An 18152-nucleotide genomic window follows, 5' to 3' on the forward strand; every position below is an offset into this window, starting at 1 on the left:
TAGGCGTGTGTTGCCCACGACATGCCATGACCAGAGATCAACTGTAACACATGACGATACCGGCCCAGGTTTCAATTCTCTAGGGCAATCCATGGGCCAGTCATGGGAGGCAAAGCATCAGTCGTTGGTCAATGCTCTGTCCTTTGCTCGCTAGAATAGTCGGCGCATCATTGGTGTCTATGATTGACTGGAACTCAGCACCTTCTCTGCGCTGGTGGTGTCAGGGTTAGCCTCTGGGGCTTCGGCTTCGGAGGGAGGTACCACCTGCCAAAACCGGGGCAGATATTCGCTCCAGTTAGCCAAAATGGCGTTGGCCTTAGGGCTGCCAGTGTGGGCCAGGTGAGCCTCAATTAACCGCTTCAACTGCACTTCCCCGGCAGGGGTAATCACCCGCTGCACTTTGACGATTTCAGGGTTGACCCGCACCGGGAAACCGCCATTTTCATCCAAAAAGTAGGCCAATCCACCGGTCATACCGGCACCCACATTGCGTCCTACGGGGCCGAGCACAACCACAACGCCGCCGGTCATATATTCGCAGCAGTGGTCTCCGGCACCTTCGATTACCGCTTGGCCCTTAGAGTTGCGCACGGCAAAACGCTCGCCAGCAGTACCCAGGGCATAGAGGGTGCCGCCGGTGGCTCCGTAGAGACAGGTGTTGCCGACGATCACATTGGTTGACGGGTCGTAGGTAATGCCCAGGGGCGGCTTAACCACGATTTCGCCGCCGTGCATGCCTTTGCCGACATAGTCGTTAGACTCGCCTACCAACGTCAGCGTCATGCCGGCTAGGTTAAAGGCCCCAAAGCTCTGGCCAGCGCTGCCTGCAAAGGTGAGGTTGAGCTGGCCTTCAAAGCCGGCGTTGCCGTACTTTTCGGCGATCGCCCCGGCGACCCTGGCCCCAACGGTGCGGTCAGTATTGACGACGGGGTAGGTCTTGGTAACGGTGCCCTGGGTCGCAATGGCGTGCTGAATGTCGGCATCGGCCAGCATTTCGTCATCGAGCACAGGGCCATTGCTGTGGACGGCTTCGTGTTGCAGCCAGCTGCGATCGCGTCGGCCATCGGGCAGGTTCATCAGGGTGGTTAGATCCAATCCCTGGGTTTTAGCCAGAGATACCCCGGTGCGCGGCTGGAGCAAGTCTGCCCGACCGACGATGTCGATCAGCGAGGTGTAGCCCAGGCGCGCCAGCAGCGATCGCACCTCGTCAGCAATATAATAGAAGAAGTTAACCACGTGCTCGGGCAGGCCGGTAAACCGCTGGCGCAGCTCTTCTTTTTGGGTAGCCACGCCCACGGGGCAGTTGTTGGTGTGGCAGACCCGGGCCATAATGCAGCCCTCGGCAATCATGGCGATAGAGCCAAAGCCAAACTCTTCGGCCCCCATTAGGGCCCCCATGACCACATCCCAGCCAGTTTTGAGGCCGCCGTCAACCCGCAGCGTGACGCGATCGCGCAGCTGATTTTCCATCAGTACCTTGTGAACTTCGGTCAGGCCGAGTTCCCAGGGCACCCCCGCGTGCTTGATCGAGCTCAAGGGCGATGCCCCGGTGCCACCGTCGTGGCCCGATACCTGAATCACGTCGGCATTGGCCTTAGCGACCCCGGCAGCGATGGTGCCAATGCCCACCTCTGACACCAGCTTTACCGATACGCCTGCCTTGGGGTTGATCTGGTGCAGGTCAAAAATCAGCTGGGCCAGATCCTCAATGGAATAGATGTCGTGGTGGGGGGGGGGTGAAATCAGCGAAACCCCTGGCTTCGAGCGTCGCAGCATGGCGATGTAGGGGCTGACTTTCTTGCCCGGCAGTTGCCCTCCCTCACCGGGTTTAGCCCCCTGGGCCAGCTTGATTTCGATTTGGTTGGCATGCATCAGATACTCGGGGGTAACCCCAAAGCGCCCAGAGGCCACTTGTTTAATGGCTGAGCTAGCGGTGTCCCCGTTTTTTAAGCCCCGCAGATGGGGGAAGGTAGGAGAATTGCCGTCAGCATCTACATCTGAGAGCACCTTAAAGCGCACGGGGTCTTCGCCCCCTTCCCCAGAGTTCGATTTGCCACCGATCCGATTCATGGCCACGGCCAGCACCTCATGGGCCTCCCGCGACAAGGCTCCGAGGGACATGCCCCCAGTGCAAAAGCGGCGCATGATGGTTTCTACTGATTCCACCTGGTCAACGGGAATGGGCTGGCGATCGCTCTCAAAATCGAGCAAATCTCGGAGGGCGGTAATGGGGCGATTTTCAAGCTGGGTCTTATACAGCTCGTAGTGGTCGTACTGGCGCTCGGCTACGGCTTTGTGCAGCAGCTTACTCATGGCCGGGTTATTCATGTGGTATTCGCCGCTGGGCCGCGACTGAATAAAGCCCATGTTTTGTAGCCGCTTCGCGGTGAGCTCAGGGAATGCCCGCTGATGAAAACGAATGGTTTCCTGGGCCAGGTCAACCAGCGATAGCCCCCCCAGACGCGATGTTGTCCCCCGGAAAGCTAGATCGAGCAGGTCAGGACCAATGCCGATGGCTTCAAAGATCTGTGCTCCTCTATAGCTAGTGATCAGGGAGATGCCCATCTTCGAGAGAATCTTGAGCAGACCTGCTTCAACGGCCTTGCGGTAGTTGTCTTGGGCACCGTTGAGGGTAGATACCGGCAGCTTGCCTGTTGCCATCAGTTTTTGGGTGCGGCTATCGTGCCACCAGTGGCGGACTGACTCCAGGGCCAGGTAGGGGCAGATAGCGCTGGCGCCGTAGCCAATCAGGCAGGCAAAGTGGTGGGTGCTCCAGCACTGAGCCGTATCGACCACGAGCGAGGTGTGCATGCGCAGCCCGTTGCGTATCAGGTGGTGGTGCACGGCCCCCACCGCCAGCAGCGGCGGGATATAGCTGGTTTCGGCCCCCAGCGGAGCAGGATGTCCCTGGTCATCGACGCGATCGCTCAGCACCAAAACGACACTGCCCGCCTTGACCGCTTCATCGGCGCGATCGCAGAGGGCTACCACCGCCTGCTCTAAACTTTTAGGCCCATCGGTGATGGCATACAGCGTCGAGACGGTAGCCGTTGCAAACCCCGACCTGTGGATTTGCTCCAGCTCCACTTCATTGATCATCGGGCTTTCGAGATGCAGGAGTCGAGCGTACTCAGGCTGCTCGTTGAGCAAGTTGCCCTGGGCCCCCAACTGGGTCGTTAGGGACATGACCAACCGCTCTCGCAAGGGGTCAATGGCTGGGTTTGTCACCTGGGCGAAGCGCTGCTTAAAGTAGTCGTAGAGCAGGTGGGGTTTGTCAGATAGCACCGCGTGGGGAGTGTCGTCTCCCATACAGAAGGTGGGTTCCTTCCCCTGGGCGGCCATATCCTGAATGATCATGTCCAGATCTTCGGCGGTGTAGCCAAAGGCGCTCTGCTGGCGCAGCAGAGCCTGGGGCTCAAAAACAGAGCTTTCGCTAAACAATTGGGGCTGTACGTCAGCCCGGTTAGCTTTTAGCCACTGGCCGTAGGGATGGCGAGTAGCCACGCGCTGTTTGATCGCCCAGTTCTTCAAAATTTCCTGACTGTGCAAATCTACAACAATCATTTGGCCAGGCCCAAGCCGACCTTTTTCGACCACATCTTCAGGCGCAACCGCTAAGACGCCGGCTTCAGACGACACCATTAATAGATCGTCTTTGGTGACCACATAGCGGGCCGGGCGTAGACCGTTGCGATCGAGCGTTGCCCCTACCTGGGTGCCGTCGCTAAAGACAATCAAGGCGGGGCCATCCCAGGGCTCTTGAAGGCCGCCGTAGTATTCGTAGAAGTCGGTGATTTCGGGATAGGAATCTAGCTCGGGCTGGTTGTTGTAGGCCTCGGGCACCATCATCATCAGGGCCTCTTGGGGCGACCGACCCGATCGCACTAGCAGCTCCATGACATTGTCGAGGTTAGCTGAGTCGCTGTTTTCGGCATTGACAATGGGCTTGAGCAAGTCAAAGCGATCGCCCCAGAGCGGGTGACATAGATCGGCCTGGCGGGCCACCATCCAGTTGATATTGCCGACTAGGGTATTGATTTCGCCATTGTGACCCAGCAGCCGCATGGGGTGAGCCAGAGGCCACTTTGGCATGGTGTTGGTGCTAAAGCGGCGGTGATACACCACGAAAGAGCTGACGTAGTCAGGATCGCGCAGATCACTATAGAAGGCTGCCAAAACGGCCGAACGCACCATCCCTTTATAAACAATGGTGTGGCACGAGCAGGAGCAGACATAGAACTCTTGTAGGCCCGCTACCATCGCTGCCGTTAGATAGCCGGGCTCACTGGTGGCGTTTGCTACCCAGTGCATCACCCGACGACGCATGAGGTACAGACGCCGTTCTAGGTCTTCGTTGGTTTCGGTGGTTGACGCAACCATCAGCTGCTCAATGCGGGGCTGATACTGCTTTGCCAACGGGCCGAGTACGTCTGGCTGTACGGGCACGGGCCGCCAGCCCAAGAGTGCCAACCCTTCGCTCTCGACGACTTGCTGGAAAGCGTTACGTACAAACGCTGCCGCCTCGTCATGGTTAGGCAAAAAGATCATCACCACACCAGTGCGGTCAGACTGTAGCGGTGCCAGTCCTTGCTCTTGGGCCCAGCGGGTTAAAATCATCCACGGAATCGCTGTCATCACCCCGGCCCCATCGCCTGAGTCTTGGTCAGCACAGCGACCACCCCGGTGTTCCATACAGTCGAGTGCCGCTAGTGCCTTGATTACCAGAGCATGGCTAGGGCGATTCTGACGATCGGCCAAGAAACCTACACCGCAGGCATCGCGTTCTTCAACCAGCGATGCTGGCCCCCAATTTGGCCATTGAGAACGGGTAGGCTGCTGAGGTTGATAGGATGGATTCACAGGTGTACGTCCCAGGGAAGAGCAAAACAACGGAGTAGCGGTCAGAAAAGATATTGAGCAGTCTGGAAGCACTCGCCCAGCAGCTGTGCCGTCTGGGGCCGAGGGCACAGCTGCTGGCACTTATCGTGGGCAAATGCCTAACAGAAATCTGATTTAGATTCAGATTCAGACGCTGGAGTCAGGGGTGAAGCTAGAAGATACGGTGCAGGCTGCAGACGTAGTGCCCGAGCTTTAATTTCCCCTGCTGTTCAGCATTGGTACTTGGTGAGCAGTATCAGTAATTTAATCGACTTTATCAGGAGTTTACAAACCTTCAGCTCAGCATTTAGTCACAGCTTCTTAGAATTAAGCGACAGTAGCGGTAGCTATTGTTTCAGAATCATCGGCAGATGGCTTGTCTATCGACCGGGCTGGTGCTCCTCTAGATCGTAAAACTTACAATTCTCTAACGCAATTTTTTCTATGGTTAGCCTGTTGGCCACCGCTCTCTCATCGCTCCATCTAGGCTTAGGCTGCCGATGGAGAACTGTCGGCTGGCTGAGCATGGGGCTGGTCGGTGCGATCGCACTACCTGTGGCCATCACAACGGAACCAAGACTGTTGCCTACCGCCGTTGCGATCGCCAATGCCCAGACCCCAGACCCCGAGGCCCAGGGGCAAACCGTCACCCTCAACGGCGATCGTGTCGCCATCCCCTGGAGCATTACCAATGGCCAGATCGGCCTGGCTGATTACGGCGTCACCGATTATCTAGGCGCTACGCTGCTGAGCAACACTCAGCCTAGTCGGCAACCTATCCAGTGGTTTCCCGAATCAGGGGCCGCCCTAGAGTTGGCCGCTTGGGTTCGAGATGGCTATCGGTTCCTCGACATCTCCCCCCTCAGGGAGCGCTATGGCTGGCAGGTACAGCCCCAAGGTGGCACCCTGCAAATTACCACGCCGCCAGCCCGGGTGCTGGCCTTCCGCCGAGATCCCCAGCACGGCGGAGAGCGCCTGACGATCGAGCTATCTGGCCCGAGCCCTGTAGCCCTAGGTGACAATGCCGATGCGCTCACCCTCACCTTTGGTGCTACCGTCGATGCAGCGATCATGGCAGCGGCGATCGCCGCCCCGCCCGGCCCCGCCCTGGGGGCACTTACCCTCACGCCTGAAGGCGGCGGTACCCGTCTCCAGGCCAGCACTAGTCATCGCCCGAGTCTCGTTACCCGAGCTAACCCCAGCCAAATTATCATCGATATCCGTGCCGACAATCTGCAGCCCCACAGTATTGCTTGGGCTCCGGGAGTCCACTGGCAGCAGCGATATATCTCCGTCGCCGGACAACCATTTCCCGTTTACTGGCTGCAAATCACCCCCGGCCCAGCCCGCTTGCGACCCATCTGGCCAGACCCCACCACTGTCGTTGGCACAGCGCCGCTTAGCACCCTGGCGCAACGCTGGCAGGCTACCGCCGCTATCAACGCTGGTTTCTTTAACCGCAACAATCAGTACCCCCTGGGCGCAGTGCGCGCTAACAATACCTGGCTCTCAGGCCCGATTCTAAGTCGCGGCGTCGTGGGCTGGAACGACCAGGGGCAGGTGCGGATGGAGCGTCTGTTTCTGAAACAGGCCATTACCACGTCTACAGGGCAGAGCTTCCCAATTCAGGCTATTAACAGTGGTTATGTGCAGGCGGGCATGGGGTTGTATACAAATGCCTGGGGGCGCACTTACCAGCCGATTACTGGTGGTGAAACCATCATCACCGTGCGCAATGACGTGATCATCACTCAGCAGACAGCAGATACCGTTGGGGCAGGGGGCGTGATCATTCCAGAGGAGGGCTACCTGTTAGCCCTCCGCTCCTACAACACAGCTGCCCGGGCTCTACCGCCCGGAGAGTCTGTAGCCCTAGCCAGTGATCTACTGCCTGCTACCATGGCCGCTTTCCCTAACCTAATTGGCGGGGGGCCATTATTAATTCGCGATCGCGCCATAGTCCTAGATGCCCCGCTAGAGCAATTCAGCACCGCCTTTGCCACTCAAGCGGCCCCGCGCAGCGCTATTGGTCTGACGGCCGATGGCGATATGCTGCTAGTCGCCGCCCATCACAGTCCCCTAGGCCCAGGGCCTACCCTGGCCCAGATGGCTCAAATCATGCTCCAGCTCGGTAGCACCGACGCCCTTAATCTAGATGGCGGCAGCTCAGCCAGCCTCTACTTAGGGGGACGCCTAATTAATCGCTCGCCTCGTACAGCAGCCAGAGTCAACAACGGCATCGGGTTATTTCTGCCATAGCGTTGACTACGGAGTTTGGACTGCACCCCTACCTTCACCCATAGCCCCAAGTACCCTGGTCGCTGCGTTTTAGCGTCAAGTTTTCGATGCCAGCAAAGATAAAGCTGGGTGTAAAGAATTGGTGTAATTGCCGTCGTTCATCCTCACATTCCCCTGCCTCACCGCTACCGCTTGCTAGACTATTGGCTGAAAACTTGACCCAACTCCCTGGGTTCACGAAACTTTCTGGCTATTTACAGGGTCTCACCATAGTGGGCAGGGTAAAAGTCCAGCTATCTAGATGTCTTATTAGCCCAGCGCAGTCTTCAACGTTAGGTTCTAGGAGAATTTTTGCTATGCCAACAAAACTACAAGATTCCATTCAATCTGCTGCGCTGGCACTAGCCACCAGCAACGGTCAAGAAACTGCTGAAACCGGTCTTCGCCCCTGGGGTTCCTATACTGTGCTCGAAGAGGGCCGGGGCTACAAAATCAAGCGTATTGAGGTGAAGCCTGGACACCGCCTTAGTCTGCAATTACACCACCATCGCAGTGAGCACTGGATTGTCGTGTCTGGTACCGCCAAGGTGGTTTGTGGCGGCAACGAAATCCTTCTGTCCACTAATCAGTCCACCTACGTTCCCCCCTGCACCCAGCATCGCCTAGAGAATATCGGCGTTATTCCCCTCGTGCTGATTGAGGTGCAAAACGGTGAGTATCTCGGCGAAGACGATATTGTTCGCTTCCAAGACGACTATTCCCGGGTTGAGACCATTTAGACGGTTACCCCTGATAGTACTGTTAATCTCACGCCCCAGGGAATATAAGCGGTGGTAGTGCTAAGCTCAGCACTACCACCGTTTTAATAGTTCTGCCTCTAAGCTGATGGTTCAGATTCGCGCTGCCGCTAGCCAAGAAATAAAGCGATTGCTGCATCAATACCCTGACGAGCAAGAATGGCACCTTGCCCAGATTTATCTCACCCTTGAGCCAGGCGGCTGTGCCGATTGGACCTATTGCCTCACGGCTAAGCCAACCTCTCAGCAGCCCCTAACCGTTATCAATTGTGACAATCTTCATCTAGGCATCCCGACAGCCCAGCTAGATCTGGTTAAAGATCTCATCATTGATTATGCCGAAGATCTCATGGGTGGTGGGTTTCGCTTTATCAATCCCTTGGCTCAGCGCACCTGTGGCTGTGGTAATGCCTTTGCTCTCAGCGCTGATACCTCAGTATCCCAAGACTGCACAAACCCAAGCCTGTCAGTAAGCTAGGGTCGGCGCCTGCTAGCCCATGATAGTTTGTTTGACCAAAGCTTCGCCAAAGTGCTAGAGTTAGATCTTGTGAAGACTTGATTTTATCTGATATCCGCCCTAGCAGCAGAAGCACCTATGCCCACGATTCAGCAACTCATCCGGAGTGAGCGTCAGAAAACCGAGAAGAAAACCAAGTCTCCCGCCCTGAAGAGCTGTCCTCAGCGTCGCGGCGTTTGTACTCGTGTTTACACGACGACCCCCAAGAAGCCCAACTCGGCCCTGAGGAAGGTGGCACGGGTTCGACTGACCTCTGGCTTTGAGGTAACTGCCTACATCCCAGGTATTGGCCACAATCTGCAAGAGCACTCCGTGGTTATGATTCGTGGCGGTCGGGTAAAGGATTTGCCTGGTGTTCGATATCACATCATTCGTGGCACCCTTGACACCGCCGGAGTTAAAGACCGTCGCCAAGGGCGCTCTAAGTATGGCGCAAAGCGTCCTAAGGGATAAGCTTGAGGTCGAGGACTCAGGTAAATTGTTAATCTAGCCAGTCTGATTGCGCTATCGCCTGCTAAAGAAGAAGTGAATATACACTTTGGGTTGGGCGATTCAGAGGGCAATCTGAAAGTTGGTTTTGATTGGTGATGATTTATTGACTTCCCTGGGCCTGTTAAAGGCCTCTTGAGCTACATTGTTTGTCTAAATTGTTAGCCGTTAATCCACTGGAACTTGAATCATGTCTCGCCGCACCGTTATCCAGAAGCGTCCTATCCCACCGGATTCTGTCTATAACAGCCGACTTATCACTATGATGAGCCGACGTCTGATGACCAGCGGCAAGAAGTCTCTGGCTGACAAGATTATTTATAATTCTTTTGGCATTATCAAGGAGCGCAGCGGTGGCGATCCCCTGGACGTATTTGAGCGGGCCGTACGCAATGCATCGCCTCTGGTAGAGGTCAAGGCCCGGCGCGTAGGTGGCGCTACCTACCAGGTACCGATGGAAGTACGTTCAGAGCGCAGTGTGGCCTTGGCCCTGCGCTGGCTGACCCAGTTTGCTCGCCAGCGTCCTGGTAAGTCGATGGCCATTAGGCTGGCCAATGAGCTTATGGATGCAGCCAATGAAACGGGTGGGGCAGTCCGTAAGCGAGAAGAGACCCACCGGATGGCTGAAGCAAACAAGGCTTTTGCTCACTATCGATACTAGTACGGTCGCCAATGGTGGCTTCAGGACTTCTGCGGTTCCTTGGCGATCGCGGTTTCTGCTTCCTAGGATGAGCTTGGTTAGGGTTGCCGAAGCGGCTGGCCGTATAGTAATAGGGAGGTAGCTGTGGTACGGACAACGCCCCTAGAAAGGGTTAGAAATATTGGCATTGCAGCGCATATCGATGCGGGCAAAACCACCACCACAGAGCGCATCCTGTTTTACTCGGGTATGGTGCACAAGATTGGTGAGGTACACGAAGGTACTGCTGTTACCGACTGGATGGAACAGGAGCGGGAGCGTGGCATCACGATTACTGCGGCGGCTATCAGTACGACCTGGCGTGACCACCAGATCAATATTCTTGACACCCCTGGCCACGTTGACTTCACCATTGAGGTCGAACGCTCCATGCGCGTCTTGGATGGGGTAATCGCTGTATTTGACTCGGTGGGAGGTGTACAACCCCAGTCAGAAACGGTGTGGCGCCAGGCCAATCGCTACCGGGTGCCTCGCATTGCCTTCGTCAACAAGATGGATCGCACCGGAGCCGATTTCTTTAAAGTTTGCAGTCAGTTGCGCGATCGTTTAGGCGCTAATGCTGTGCCCATTCAGCTACCAATTGGTGCCGAATCAGAATTTTATGGTGTCGTTGACTTGGTTTCTATGCGAGCCCGGCTCTACCACGACGACCTGGGCCAAAACGTAGAAGACATTGAGATCCCGGAAGATATGCTGGCGATCGCAACAGAGTACCGCGCTCAGCTGGAAGAAGCTGTGGCCGAGGTCGATGAGGGCCTAATTGAGAAATATCTAGAAGGTGAGCCGCTAACTGCGGCCGAAATCATGGCAGCCCTGCGACAGGGAACAATCGCTGGAACAGTCGTCCCAGTGTTGTGTGGGTCAGCGTTCAAAAATCGTGGGGTTCAGCTGCTGATCGATGCGGTCGTCGATTATCTGCCAGCGCCCATCGACGTGCCCCCCATTCAAGGACTGCTGCCCAATGGTGAACAGGCTGAGCGCCCGGCCGACGACGATATCCCCTTGGCGGCTTTGGCCTTTAAGATTATGGCCGATCCCTACGGTCGGCTGACCTTCGTGCGGGTTTACTCTGGGGTTTTGCAAAAAGGTAGCTATATCTACAACGCTACTAAGGACAAAAAGGAGCGTATTTCTCGGCTGATTATTCTTAAGGCTGACGATCGCATTGATGTTGATGAACTGAGGGCCGGTGACTTGGGCGCAGCGATCGGTCTCAAAGATACCTTTACTGGCGATACTATCTGTGACCCAGCGCAGCCCATTGTGCTGGAATCGCTGTTTGTGCCTGAGCCCGTGATTTCGGTGGCCGTAGAGCCTAAGACCAAGCAAGACATGGATAAGTTGTCTAAGGCTCTCCAGTCGCTCTCTGAGGAAGACCCAACCTTTCGAGTCAGCACCAATCCCGAAACCAATCAAACGGTGATTGCAGGCATGGGCGAGCTTCACCTCGACATTCTGGTTGATCGTATGCTGCGCGAATTCAAGGTAGAAGCCAATATCGGTGCGCCTCAGGTGGCGTATCGAGAGACTATCCGCAAACCCACTACGGCTGAGGGCAAATTCATTCGTCAGAGCGGTGGCAAGGGTCAGTATGGCCATGTGGTCGTTAAGGTGGAGCCCTCTGAAGAAGGCACTGGCTTCGAGTTTGCCTCTAAGATTGTAGGGGGCACCATTCCAAAAGAATATATCTCTCCTGCGGAACAGGGCATGAAAGAAGCCTGTGAATCTGGTATCCTAGCTGGGTACCCCGTAATTGATTTAAAGGTTACTCTGGTCGATGGGTCTTATCACGATGTAGACTCATCAGAGATGGCCTTTAAAATTGCTGGGTCAATGGCTATGAAGGAGGCCGTCATGCAGGCGTCTCCCGTCCTTCTAGAGCCGATCATGAAGGTCGAGGTTGAAGTTCCAGAAGATTTTCTGGGTGACGTCATGGGAGATCTAAACTCCCGCCGGGGCCAGATCGAGGGTATGGGAACAGAGGCTGGCGTTGCAAAGGTTACAGCCCATGTTCCATTGGCCGAGATGTTTGGTTATGCTACCGACATACGCTCTAAAACGCAGGGTCGGGGCATTTTTTCGATGGAGTTTAGCCACTATGGCGAGGTTCCGCGAAACGTGGCTGAGGCCATTATCTCTAAAAACACTGGGAACGCTTAGAAAGGAAAGGACAAGTAACGTACAATGGCACGCGAAAAGTTTGAACGCAATAAACCCCACGTCAACATCGGCACCATCGGTCACGTTGACCATGGCAAAACCACTCTGACGGCTGCTATTACTATGACGCTGGCAGCGGCTGGTGGCGCTAAGGCTCGTAAATATGACGAGATCGATGCGGCCCCCGAAGAAAAGGCCCGTGGTATTACCATCAATACGGCCCACGTGGAGTATGAGACCGCAACTCGCCACTACGCCCACGTTGATTGCCCTGGCCACGCTGACTATGTGAAGAACATGATCACGGGTGCAGCCCAGATGGACGGTGCCATTCTGGTGTGCTCCGCCGCCGATGGCCCCATGCCTCAAACCCGGGAGCACATTCTGCTGGCTAAGCAGGTGGGTGTACCCAGTATTGTTGTCTTCTTGAATAAGCAAGACCAAGTCGATGACGAGGAGCTGCTGGAGCTGGTGGAGCTTGAAGTTCGTGAGCTGTTGAGCTCTTATGACTTTCCCGGTGACGACATTCCCATCACTTCTGGCTCAGCGCTAATGGCGGTAGAAGCCTTGACGTCTACCCCGGCTATTGGTCGTGGTGATAACGAATGGGTCGATAAAATTTTGGCGCTGATGGATAGCGTTGATGACTACATTCCTACTCCTGAGCGCGATATTGACAAGCCTTTCTTGATGGCTGTTGAGGACGTGTTCTCGATTACTGGTCGGGGTACCGTTGCCACTGGTCGGATTGAGCGCGGCAAGGTCAAGGTCGGCGAAACCGTGGAGCTAGTGGGTATCCGCGATACCCGCAATACCACCGTAACCGGGGTCGAGATGTTCCAGAAGACCCTGGACGAAGGAATGGCCGGTGACAACGTTGGCTTGCTGCTGCGTGGTGTCCAGAAGGAAGATATCGAGCGCGGCATGGTGTTGGCTAAGCCTGGCAGCATTACCCCTCATACTCAGTTTGAGTCCGAGGTTTATATTCTGAAGAAAGAGGAAGGCGGTCGTCATACCCCCTTCTTCCCTGGCTACAAGCCCCAGTTCTACGTGCGTACAACCGATGTGACGGGTAGCATCATTGCGTTCACTGCTGACGACGGCAGCGATGCTGAAATGGTGATGCCGGGCGATCGCATCAAGATGACCGTAGAACTCATCAACCCTATTGCTATTGAGCAGGGTATGCGTTTTGCTATTCGCGAAGGCGGGCGCACGGTGGGAGCCGGTGTGGTTTCTAAAATTTTGAAGTAGCCTAGGCGCTAACTTTAAAAGGGCAGGAGCAAGCCTTTGGGGCAAGTGCTCCTGCCTTTTTTCCTCTGAATTATTTGCTTTCATTTCGTACCTTGACAACCTAATCTCTTTAAACCTATGGCTACTGTTCAGCAACAGAAGATTCGCATTCGCCTGAAGGCTTTTGATCGTAGACTGCTCGATACTTCCTGTGACAAGATTGTCGATACCGCTAATCGCACCAACGCTACAGCCATTGGCCCGATTCCGTTGCCGACCAAGCGACGAATCTATTGTGTATTGCGTTCTCCCCACGTAGACAAAGACTCTCGGGAGCATTTTGAGAGCCGTACTCACCGTAGAATTATTGACATCTACCAGCCCTCTTCTAAAACTATTGATGCGTTAATGAAGCTTGATTTACCTGCAGGGGTCGATATCGAAGTTAAGCTTTAGTGCTAGCCTTAAGATCCTACTGCCGATGTCGGCAGTAGGATCTCGTTGTTATAGGGCTGCTTTGCTCTAGATGTTGCTAGTCTAGGGAAGCATTCCTCAGGTGAGTTGAGTTAGAATACCTCTATGTAAATAAGTGTTACAGCCTGCCGTGCTGAGACTCGCCAGGCTGCACCTTGATAGAGGCGATAATGGCATTCTCCGAGTCGATATCTGTGCGAGAGTTACCGCTTTTTCCTTTACCTGAATTGGTTTTGTTTCCGGGGAGGCACCTGCCGCTTCATGTGTTTGAGCCCCGTTACCGGATTATGATGAACACTGTTCTCCAAAGCGATCGCCGTTTTGGAGTGCTGATGTTGGATCCGACTTCCGGTAAGCCAGCTAATGTGGGTTGCTGTGCTGAGATTCTTCATTACCAACGTTTGCCTGATGATCGGCTTAAAATTCTGACGATTGGTCAGCAACGGTTTCGAGTATTGAGCTATGTGCGCGAAAAACCCTATCGGGTAGGCTTGGTTGAGTGGATTGAGGATAGACCCACTAGCGAAGATTTAAGCCCATTGGCCTCAGATGTCGATCGCTTGCTGCGGGATGTTGTACATTTGTCTGCCAAGCTTACTAATCAAGATATCGATCTGCCGGAAAACATTCCGGATATTCCGATTGAGCTGTCATACTGGGTAGCCAGTAACCTGCACGGCGTTGCCCTAGAGCAGCAGGCGTTGCTGGAGATGGACGACACCAGCGTGCGGCTTGAGCGAGAAGCCGAAATTTTGACATCGACCCGCAATCATCTGGCGGCTCGTACCGCTCTTAAGGAAGTGCTTGAGTAGACTTGCTTTTAGCTTTAGCCAGTGCCAAGCTGGGCTCTACCCCTACTCGGCTATAGGTGCCAAAATTTACTAGGGTCTCAGTGCAGGCTCTGAGTTGTTTGAGGGCCTGTTGGCCAATTTTGCTGTGAGCATTGGTCTCTAAGTCTACAAAGAATAGGTATTCTCCTAGGGATCGTTTAGTAGGTCGAGACTCGATGCGGCTGAGATTGATGTTGTAACGAGCTAAGACTTCAAGGGGCTGCAACAGTGCGCCTGGGCCATTAACCGGCAGACTAAAGGCTAAGGAGGTATATTGACCGGCTTGGTTAAGGGTTGCTTGGTCACTGGCGAGAACCCAAAACTTGGTGCAGTTGTCGCTGTTGTCGTTGATGTTGTGGGCCAAGATAGGCAGGTTGTACAGCTGAGCCGCCCATTCCGAGGAGATCGCGGCTATAGATGTGTCGTCTGTTAAATGTCCTAGCGCTTCTGTGGTAGACCGAGTAGCCACTAGGTCAGCTTGCGGTAAATTGTGCTCTAGCCACTGCTGACATTGAGATAGCGCTTGGGGATGGGAGTAGACAGCGCTGACGGTGGCTAGGGTTGTGGCCTGAGAAAGCAGACCGTGGCGAATGGGCATGACCATGGCATGGTGAATATTGAGTTGTTGGAGTTGCCAGAGGGTATCTAGGGTTGTGGTAACCCCGCCTTCGGTAGAGTTCTCGACGGGCACAATGGTAAACGCGGTGAGACCGTCGGCGGTGGCTTGCATGGCTTTAGGAATACTAGGTAGGGCCAAGAGTTCAACGGGCTGGCCGATGCGATGTTCAAGATCAAGGCTATAGGCAATGGCAGCGAGCTGAGTATATGTGCCTTCAGGCCCCAAATAGGCAATGGTTGTGGTCATGAAATTGCGATGCGGGCTTGTTCCATACTACGTCCAGGTGGCGATTGGCGATCGCGATCGCGCCCATAACCCAGCGCAGAAATTAACCGAGCTTTAACCAAAATACAAGCTGCCCTCATCAAACAAAGACGCCTTTCCCCAGTACTATGTAGTGGGCTTTGACGGAGGCCTGCACTAGGGCTTCAAAAACGGTGGGGAGATGTATTAATGGGCAAGGTCTTCAAACAGGAATCTGGCTTTAAAGGATCGAAGGTACGGGCCTTGGCCACCCTGGGGTCGGGAGCATTTTTGCTGGGGGCGGCTGTGCCCTTAGCGGGTGGCCTAGCGACGGGGGCGATTAGCGTGAACAGTAGTGGCGTAGCTGTCTCGCCCCCTAGTCAGCCGCCCCAGGCTTTTGATGCCGAGCTTTTTGCCCTGGTCAATGCTCCAGGGATTGATGCCTTCCCCACGGCGGTTAGTAGTGAGCGGCTGTGTCGTCCCCCTGTGGACTTAGCTCAGGCTGATCCGCTAAGGGATACCGAACTGTTCGCCGGCACTGGTTTGGAGACAGTCACAAGTCGTCTAAGTGGCGACGCGATCGCCGCCCTCGGCGCAGAGCCTTGGCCTGGCATTCACCGCCAGGCAACCGAGGCTCGCGTGCCGGTGCTCATGTACCACGACGTGCTTGAGCCGCCGGAGGTATTTTTTGACCTCACCCCCGAAGACTTCGAAAACCACCTCAAGACCATTCTGGACAATGGGCTAACCCCTATCAGCCCTGACCAACTGATACAACACCTCCGCACCGGTAAGTCGCTCCCGGCAAAACCCGTCTTGCTTACCTTCGACGACGGCTATGTGGGCCACTACGAGCACGTCCTACCGCTTCTGCAAAAGTATCAGGTACCCGCTACGTTCTTTGTATTTCCTGGCAAGGTCGATGGTGATGTAGCAGGGCGCTCCACCCTTACCTGGGAGCAACTCAAGACTATGGCTGCTGAACCGCTCGTGACTATTGCCGCCCATAGCGTTACCCATCCTCCCGATCTGCGCGAACTGAGCGATGAAGATTTAGTTTACGAGGTCGTCGAGTCTAAGCGGCGACTCGAGAGTGAGTTGGGTATTCCGATTCGCTACTTTAGCTACCCCACTGGCCATTACGACGAGCGAGTCGCCCAAGCCGTAGCCGATGCTGGCTACATGGCGGCGTTTACCATGCGCCAACAAAACGAGCAGTTCGCCGGGGCATCGGAGTCGCTGTTGGCCATTGAGCGCTTTGGCCAGTCGAGCCTAGAGAGTCTAGTGGATGTGGCCTGGGGCGGCCCCACTGCCCCTACACCGGCCCCAGGGGCCGACTCAGCGTTTAACTTTTCTACCCCCGTAGACCGGCAGAAACTCGATGTGGAGGATCAATCGTTTACCTTAATCAGCGGCGGACATCCCGTCACCATTCACGCTAACAGCCGTTACCAACTGCCTGAGATCCTGGCAGGGACAAATATTGCCGGGGCCGTAGACGGGGGCTTCTTTTCGCTCAAATATTTAGACTCCAACGTGATGATTGGCCCAGTGCTCAGCCAGAGCACACGGCAGTTTATTCCGGGCTATACTGGCGAAATTGCTAAGCTCAATAGCCGTCCTCTGGTGCTGATGGCCCCTAACGAAGTTCGGTTTGTGCCATTTGACGCCGATCGACACAATACTCTGGCGGGGCTCACCCGAGAGCTGCCAGATGTAACGGATGCTTTTGTCGCAGCTGGCTGGCTGGTCAAGGATGGCGCTCCTCAGCCTGCCAGCAGTTTTGGCACGCTATTTGACTTTGATGCCCAACGCCATCGCGCCTTTTGGGGCATTAACACCGCTGGTCAGCCAGTTGTGGGCGTCACCCACACGATGGTGGATTCGGTACAACTCGGCGAAATGCTGCATCAGGCGGGCCTGCGAGATGCCGTCATGCTCGATTCGGGAGCCAGTACCTCCCTGGTTTATCAAGGAGATTCGCTGGTGGGCTACACCCCTCGACCGATACCACATCTGGTTGGGTTGATACCTCCCGAGGCGCACAATGGTGACCCCTGTCCTCTAGTGCTGGATGCAGATAACCCGACCACGGCTAAATCATTAGCTTTGACGGATTGACCCGATATAGTCTGCTACAGCGGTTAGGTCGTTTTCCTTAACAGGTGACAAGGACGTTCAAAAGCTAGTCATACAAGGCTTTGAGACAATAGAGGGGCAAAAAAACATGGCGCTGTTTGCCGATAGCTCGCCAGTGGAGATTGGCGGGCGCGATCGCTAAATGCTGTAGCCTTACTGCGGTAGAAACTCGCGATCGAGCGCTTGCTCGGGGCTAAACGGACTTTCTAGCGGCAAGTTCTCTAGACTCATCCCGGTTTCTGTAGCGGCCAAATCGCGTGCCTCTTGGTAGCACTCGGCAAAGACTTGATCAAAGTAGGGCTTTAGGCTGAGGCTGGTTTTGAGGGCTTCTTGCAGCCGACGGCGATGTTCTTTTATCGTAAATCGCCAGCTATTGGAGCGTTGCCCTGGTTGATAGGCATACTTGAGCAAATGCATTAGCAAGACAATTAGGTTGCTGGTTAAGGCTCGTTTTTCGCTGCGCCCCATGTCGTCGAGTTCTTCTAATAGGTTAGCGATATCTGCCTCGGCAATGCGACCCGCCCGCAACAGGTGGCAGGTAGTGTCGAGCCACAGGGCGTAGTCTTGCTCGTAGAGATGGGCCAGGGAACCAGCCGGGTCAGCGGTTGGAGGCAACATTATAGGCAGGCTTGAAATTCAGTATTCTCATTGTAGAAGATGCGGCCATCCTGATAGGCGAAACACTATGACCTAGAGCATCGGTACAGGCTTAACGGGTGACAAGGGTACTCAACGTCATGCGGTACAGGGCTTTGAGACAATAAAGGGGACAAAAAATAGGGAGCCTCAGTGCAGCTCCCCTAAACCAATATGTTTCCTGCATCCTACCAAACCA

The 18152-nt window shown here is 55.0% G+C and carries 13 protein-coding genes; 10 read left to right on the forward strand and 3 right to left on the reverse strand.

Annotated features, from left to right (window positions below):
• Positions 1-177 precede the first annotated feature (177 nt).
• Entirely contained in the window at positions 178-4794 is a 4617-nt protein-coding gene (gene gltB, locus IQ254_RS01960) for a glutamate synthase large subunit (protein ID WP_228039963.1), read from the reverse strand.
• 528 nt (positions 4795-5322) lie between these two features.
• Between gltB and IQ254_RS01965 the strand changes: the two genes are divergently transcribed.
• From IQ254_RS01965 to IQ254_RS02005, 9 genes are all read left to right on the forward strand, one after another.
• On the forward strand, positions 5323-7137 hold the full coding sequence (locus tag IQ254_RS01965; RefSeq protein ID WP_193963797.1) for a phosphodiester glycosidase family protein: 1815 nt from the start codon (positions 5323-5325) through the stop codon (positions 7135-7137).
• A gap of 335 nt (positions 7138-7472) precedes the next feature.
• On the forward strand, positions 7473-7895 hold the full coding sequence (locus IQ254_RS01970) for a phosphomannose isomerase type II C-terminal cupin domain (RefSeq protein WP_193963798.1): 423 nt from the start codon (positions 7473-7475) through the stop codon (positions 7893-7895).
• A gap of 106 nt (positions 7896-8001) precedes the next feature.
• Positions 8002-8391, forward strand: coding sequence for an iron-sulfur cluster assembly accessory protein (locus tag IQ254_RS01975; RefSeq protein ID WP_193963799.1), 390 nt, complete (start codon positions 8002-8004; stop codon positions 8389-8391).
• A gap of 117 nt (positions 8392-8508) precedes the next feature.
• Complete coding sequence (rpsL, locus tag IQ254_RS01980; RefSeq protein ID WP_193963800.1) at positions 8509-8883, forward strand: 30S ribosomal protein S12; 375 nt, start codon at positions 8509-8511, stop codon at positions 8881-8883.
• A 226-nt stretch (positions 8884-9109) separates the two neighbouring features.
• On the forward strand, positions 9110-9580 hold the full coding sequence (gene rpsG / locus IQ254_RS01985; protein ID WP_026072929.1) for a 30S ribosomal protein S7: 471 nt from the start codon (positions 9110-9112) through the stop codon (positions 9578-9580).
• A 123-nt stretch (positions 9581-9703) separates the two neighbouring features.
• Positions 9704-11779, forward strand: a complete 2076-nt coding sequence (gene fusA, locus IQ254_RS01990) for an elongation factor G (RefSeq protein WP_193963801.1) — start codon at positions 9704-9706, stop codon at positions 11777-11779.
• Positions 11780-11803: 24 nt separating this feature from the next.
• Positions 11804-13033, forward strand: coding sequence for an elongation factor Tu (gene tuf / locus IQ254_RS01995; RefSeq protein ID WP_193963803.1), 1230 nt, complete (start codon positions 11804-11806; stop codon positions 13031-13033).
• A 117-nt stretch (positions 13034-13150) separates the two neighbouring features.
• On the forward strand, positions 13151-13468 hold the full coding sequence (rpsJ, locus tag IQ254_RS02000) for a 30S ribosomal protein S10 (RefSeq protein WP_193963805.1): 318 nt from the start codon (positions 13151-13153) through the stop codon (positions 13466-13468).
• 188 nt (positions 13469-13656) lie between these two features.
• A complete protein-coding gene (locus tag IQ254_RS02005; protein WP_193963807.1) occupies positions 13657-14298 on the forward strand; it encodes an LON peptidase substrate-binding domain-containing protein in 642 nt (213 codons plus the stop codon).
• Here IQ254_RS02005 and pheA read toward each other — a convergent pair.
• Positions 14279-15181, reverse strand: coding sequence for a prephenate dehydratase (gene pheA, locus IQ254_RS02010; protein WP_193963809.1), 903 nt, complete (start codon positions 15179-15181; stop codon positions 14279-14281). The genes IQ254_RS02005 and pheA overlap by 20 nt on opposite strands.
• A gap of 207 nt (positions 15182-15388) precedes the next feature.
• On the opposite strand from pheA, the gene IQ254_RS02015 reads away from it, so the two are divergent.
• Positions 15389-17299, forward strand: a complete 1911-nt coding sequence (locus tag IQ254_RS02015) for a polysaccharide deacetylase family protein (RefSeq protein ID WP_193963816.1) — start codon at positions 15389-15391, stop codon at positions 17297-17299.
• A 171-nt stretch (positions 17300-17470) separates the two neighbouring features.
• Here IQ254_RS02015 and IQ254_RS02020 read toward each other — a convergent pair whose 3' ends face one another.
• Positions 17471-17935, reverse strand: coding sequence for a DUF29 domain-containing protein (locus tag IQ254_RS02020; RefSeq protein WP_193963818.1), 465 nt, complete (start codon positions 17933-17935; stop codon positions 17471-17473).
• Positions 17936-18152 lie beyond the last annotated feature (217 nt).

Source organism: Nodosilinea sp. LEGE 07088, assembly GCF_015207395.1.
Taxonomy (GTDB): Bacteria; Cyanobacteriota; Cyanobacteriia; order Phormidesmidales; family Phormidesmidaceae; genus Nodosilinea.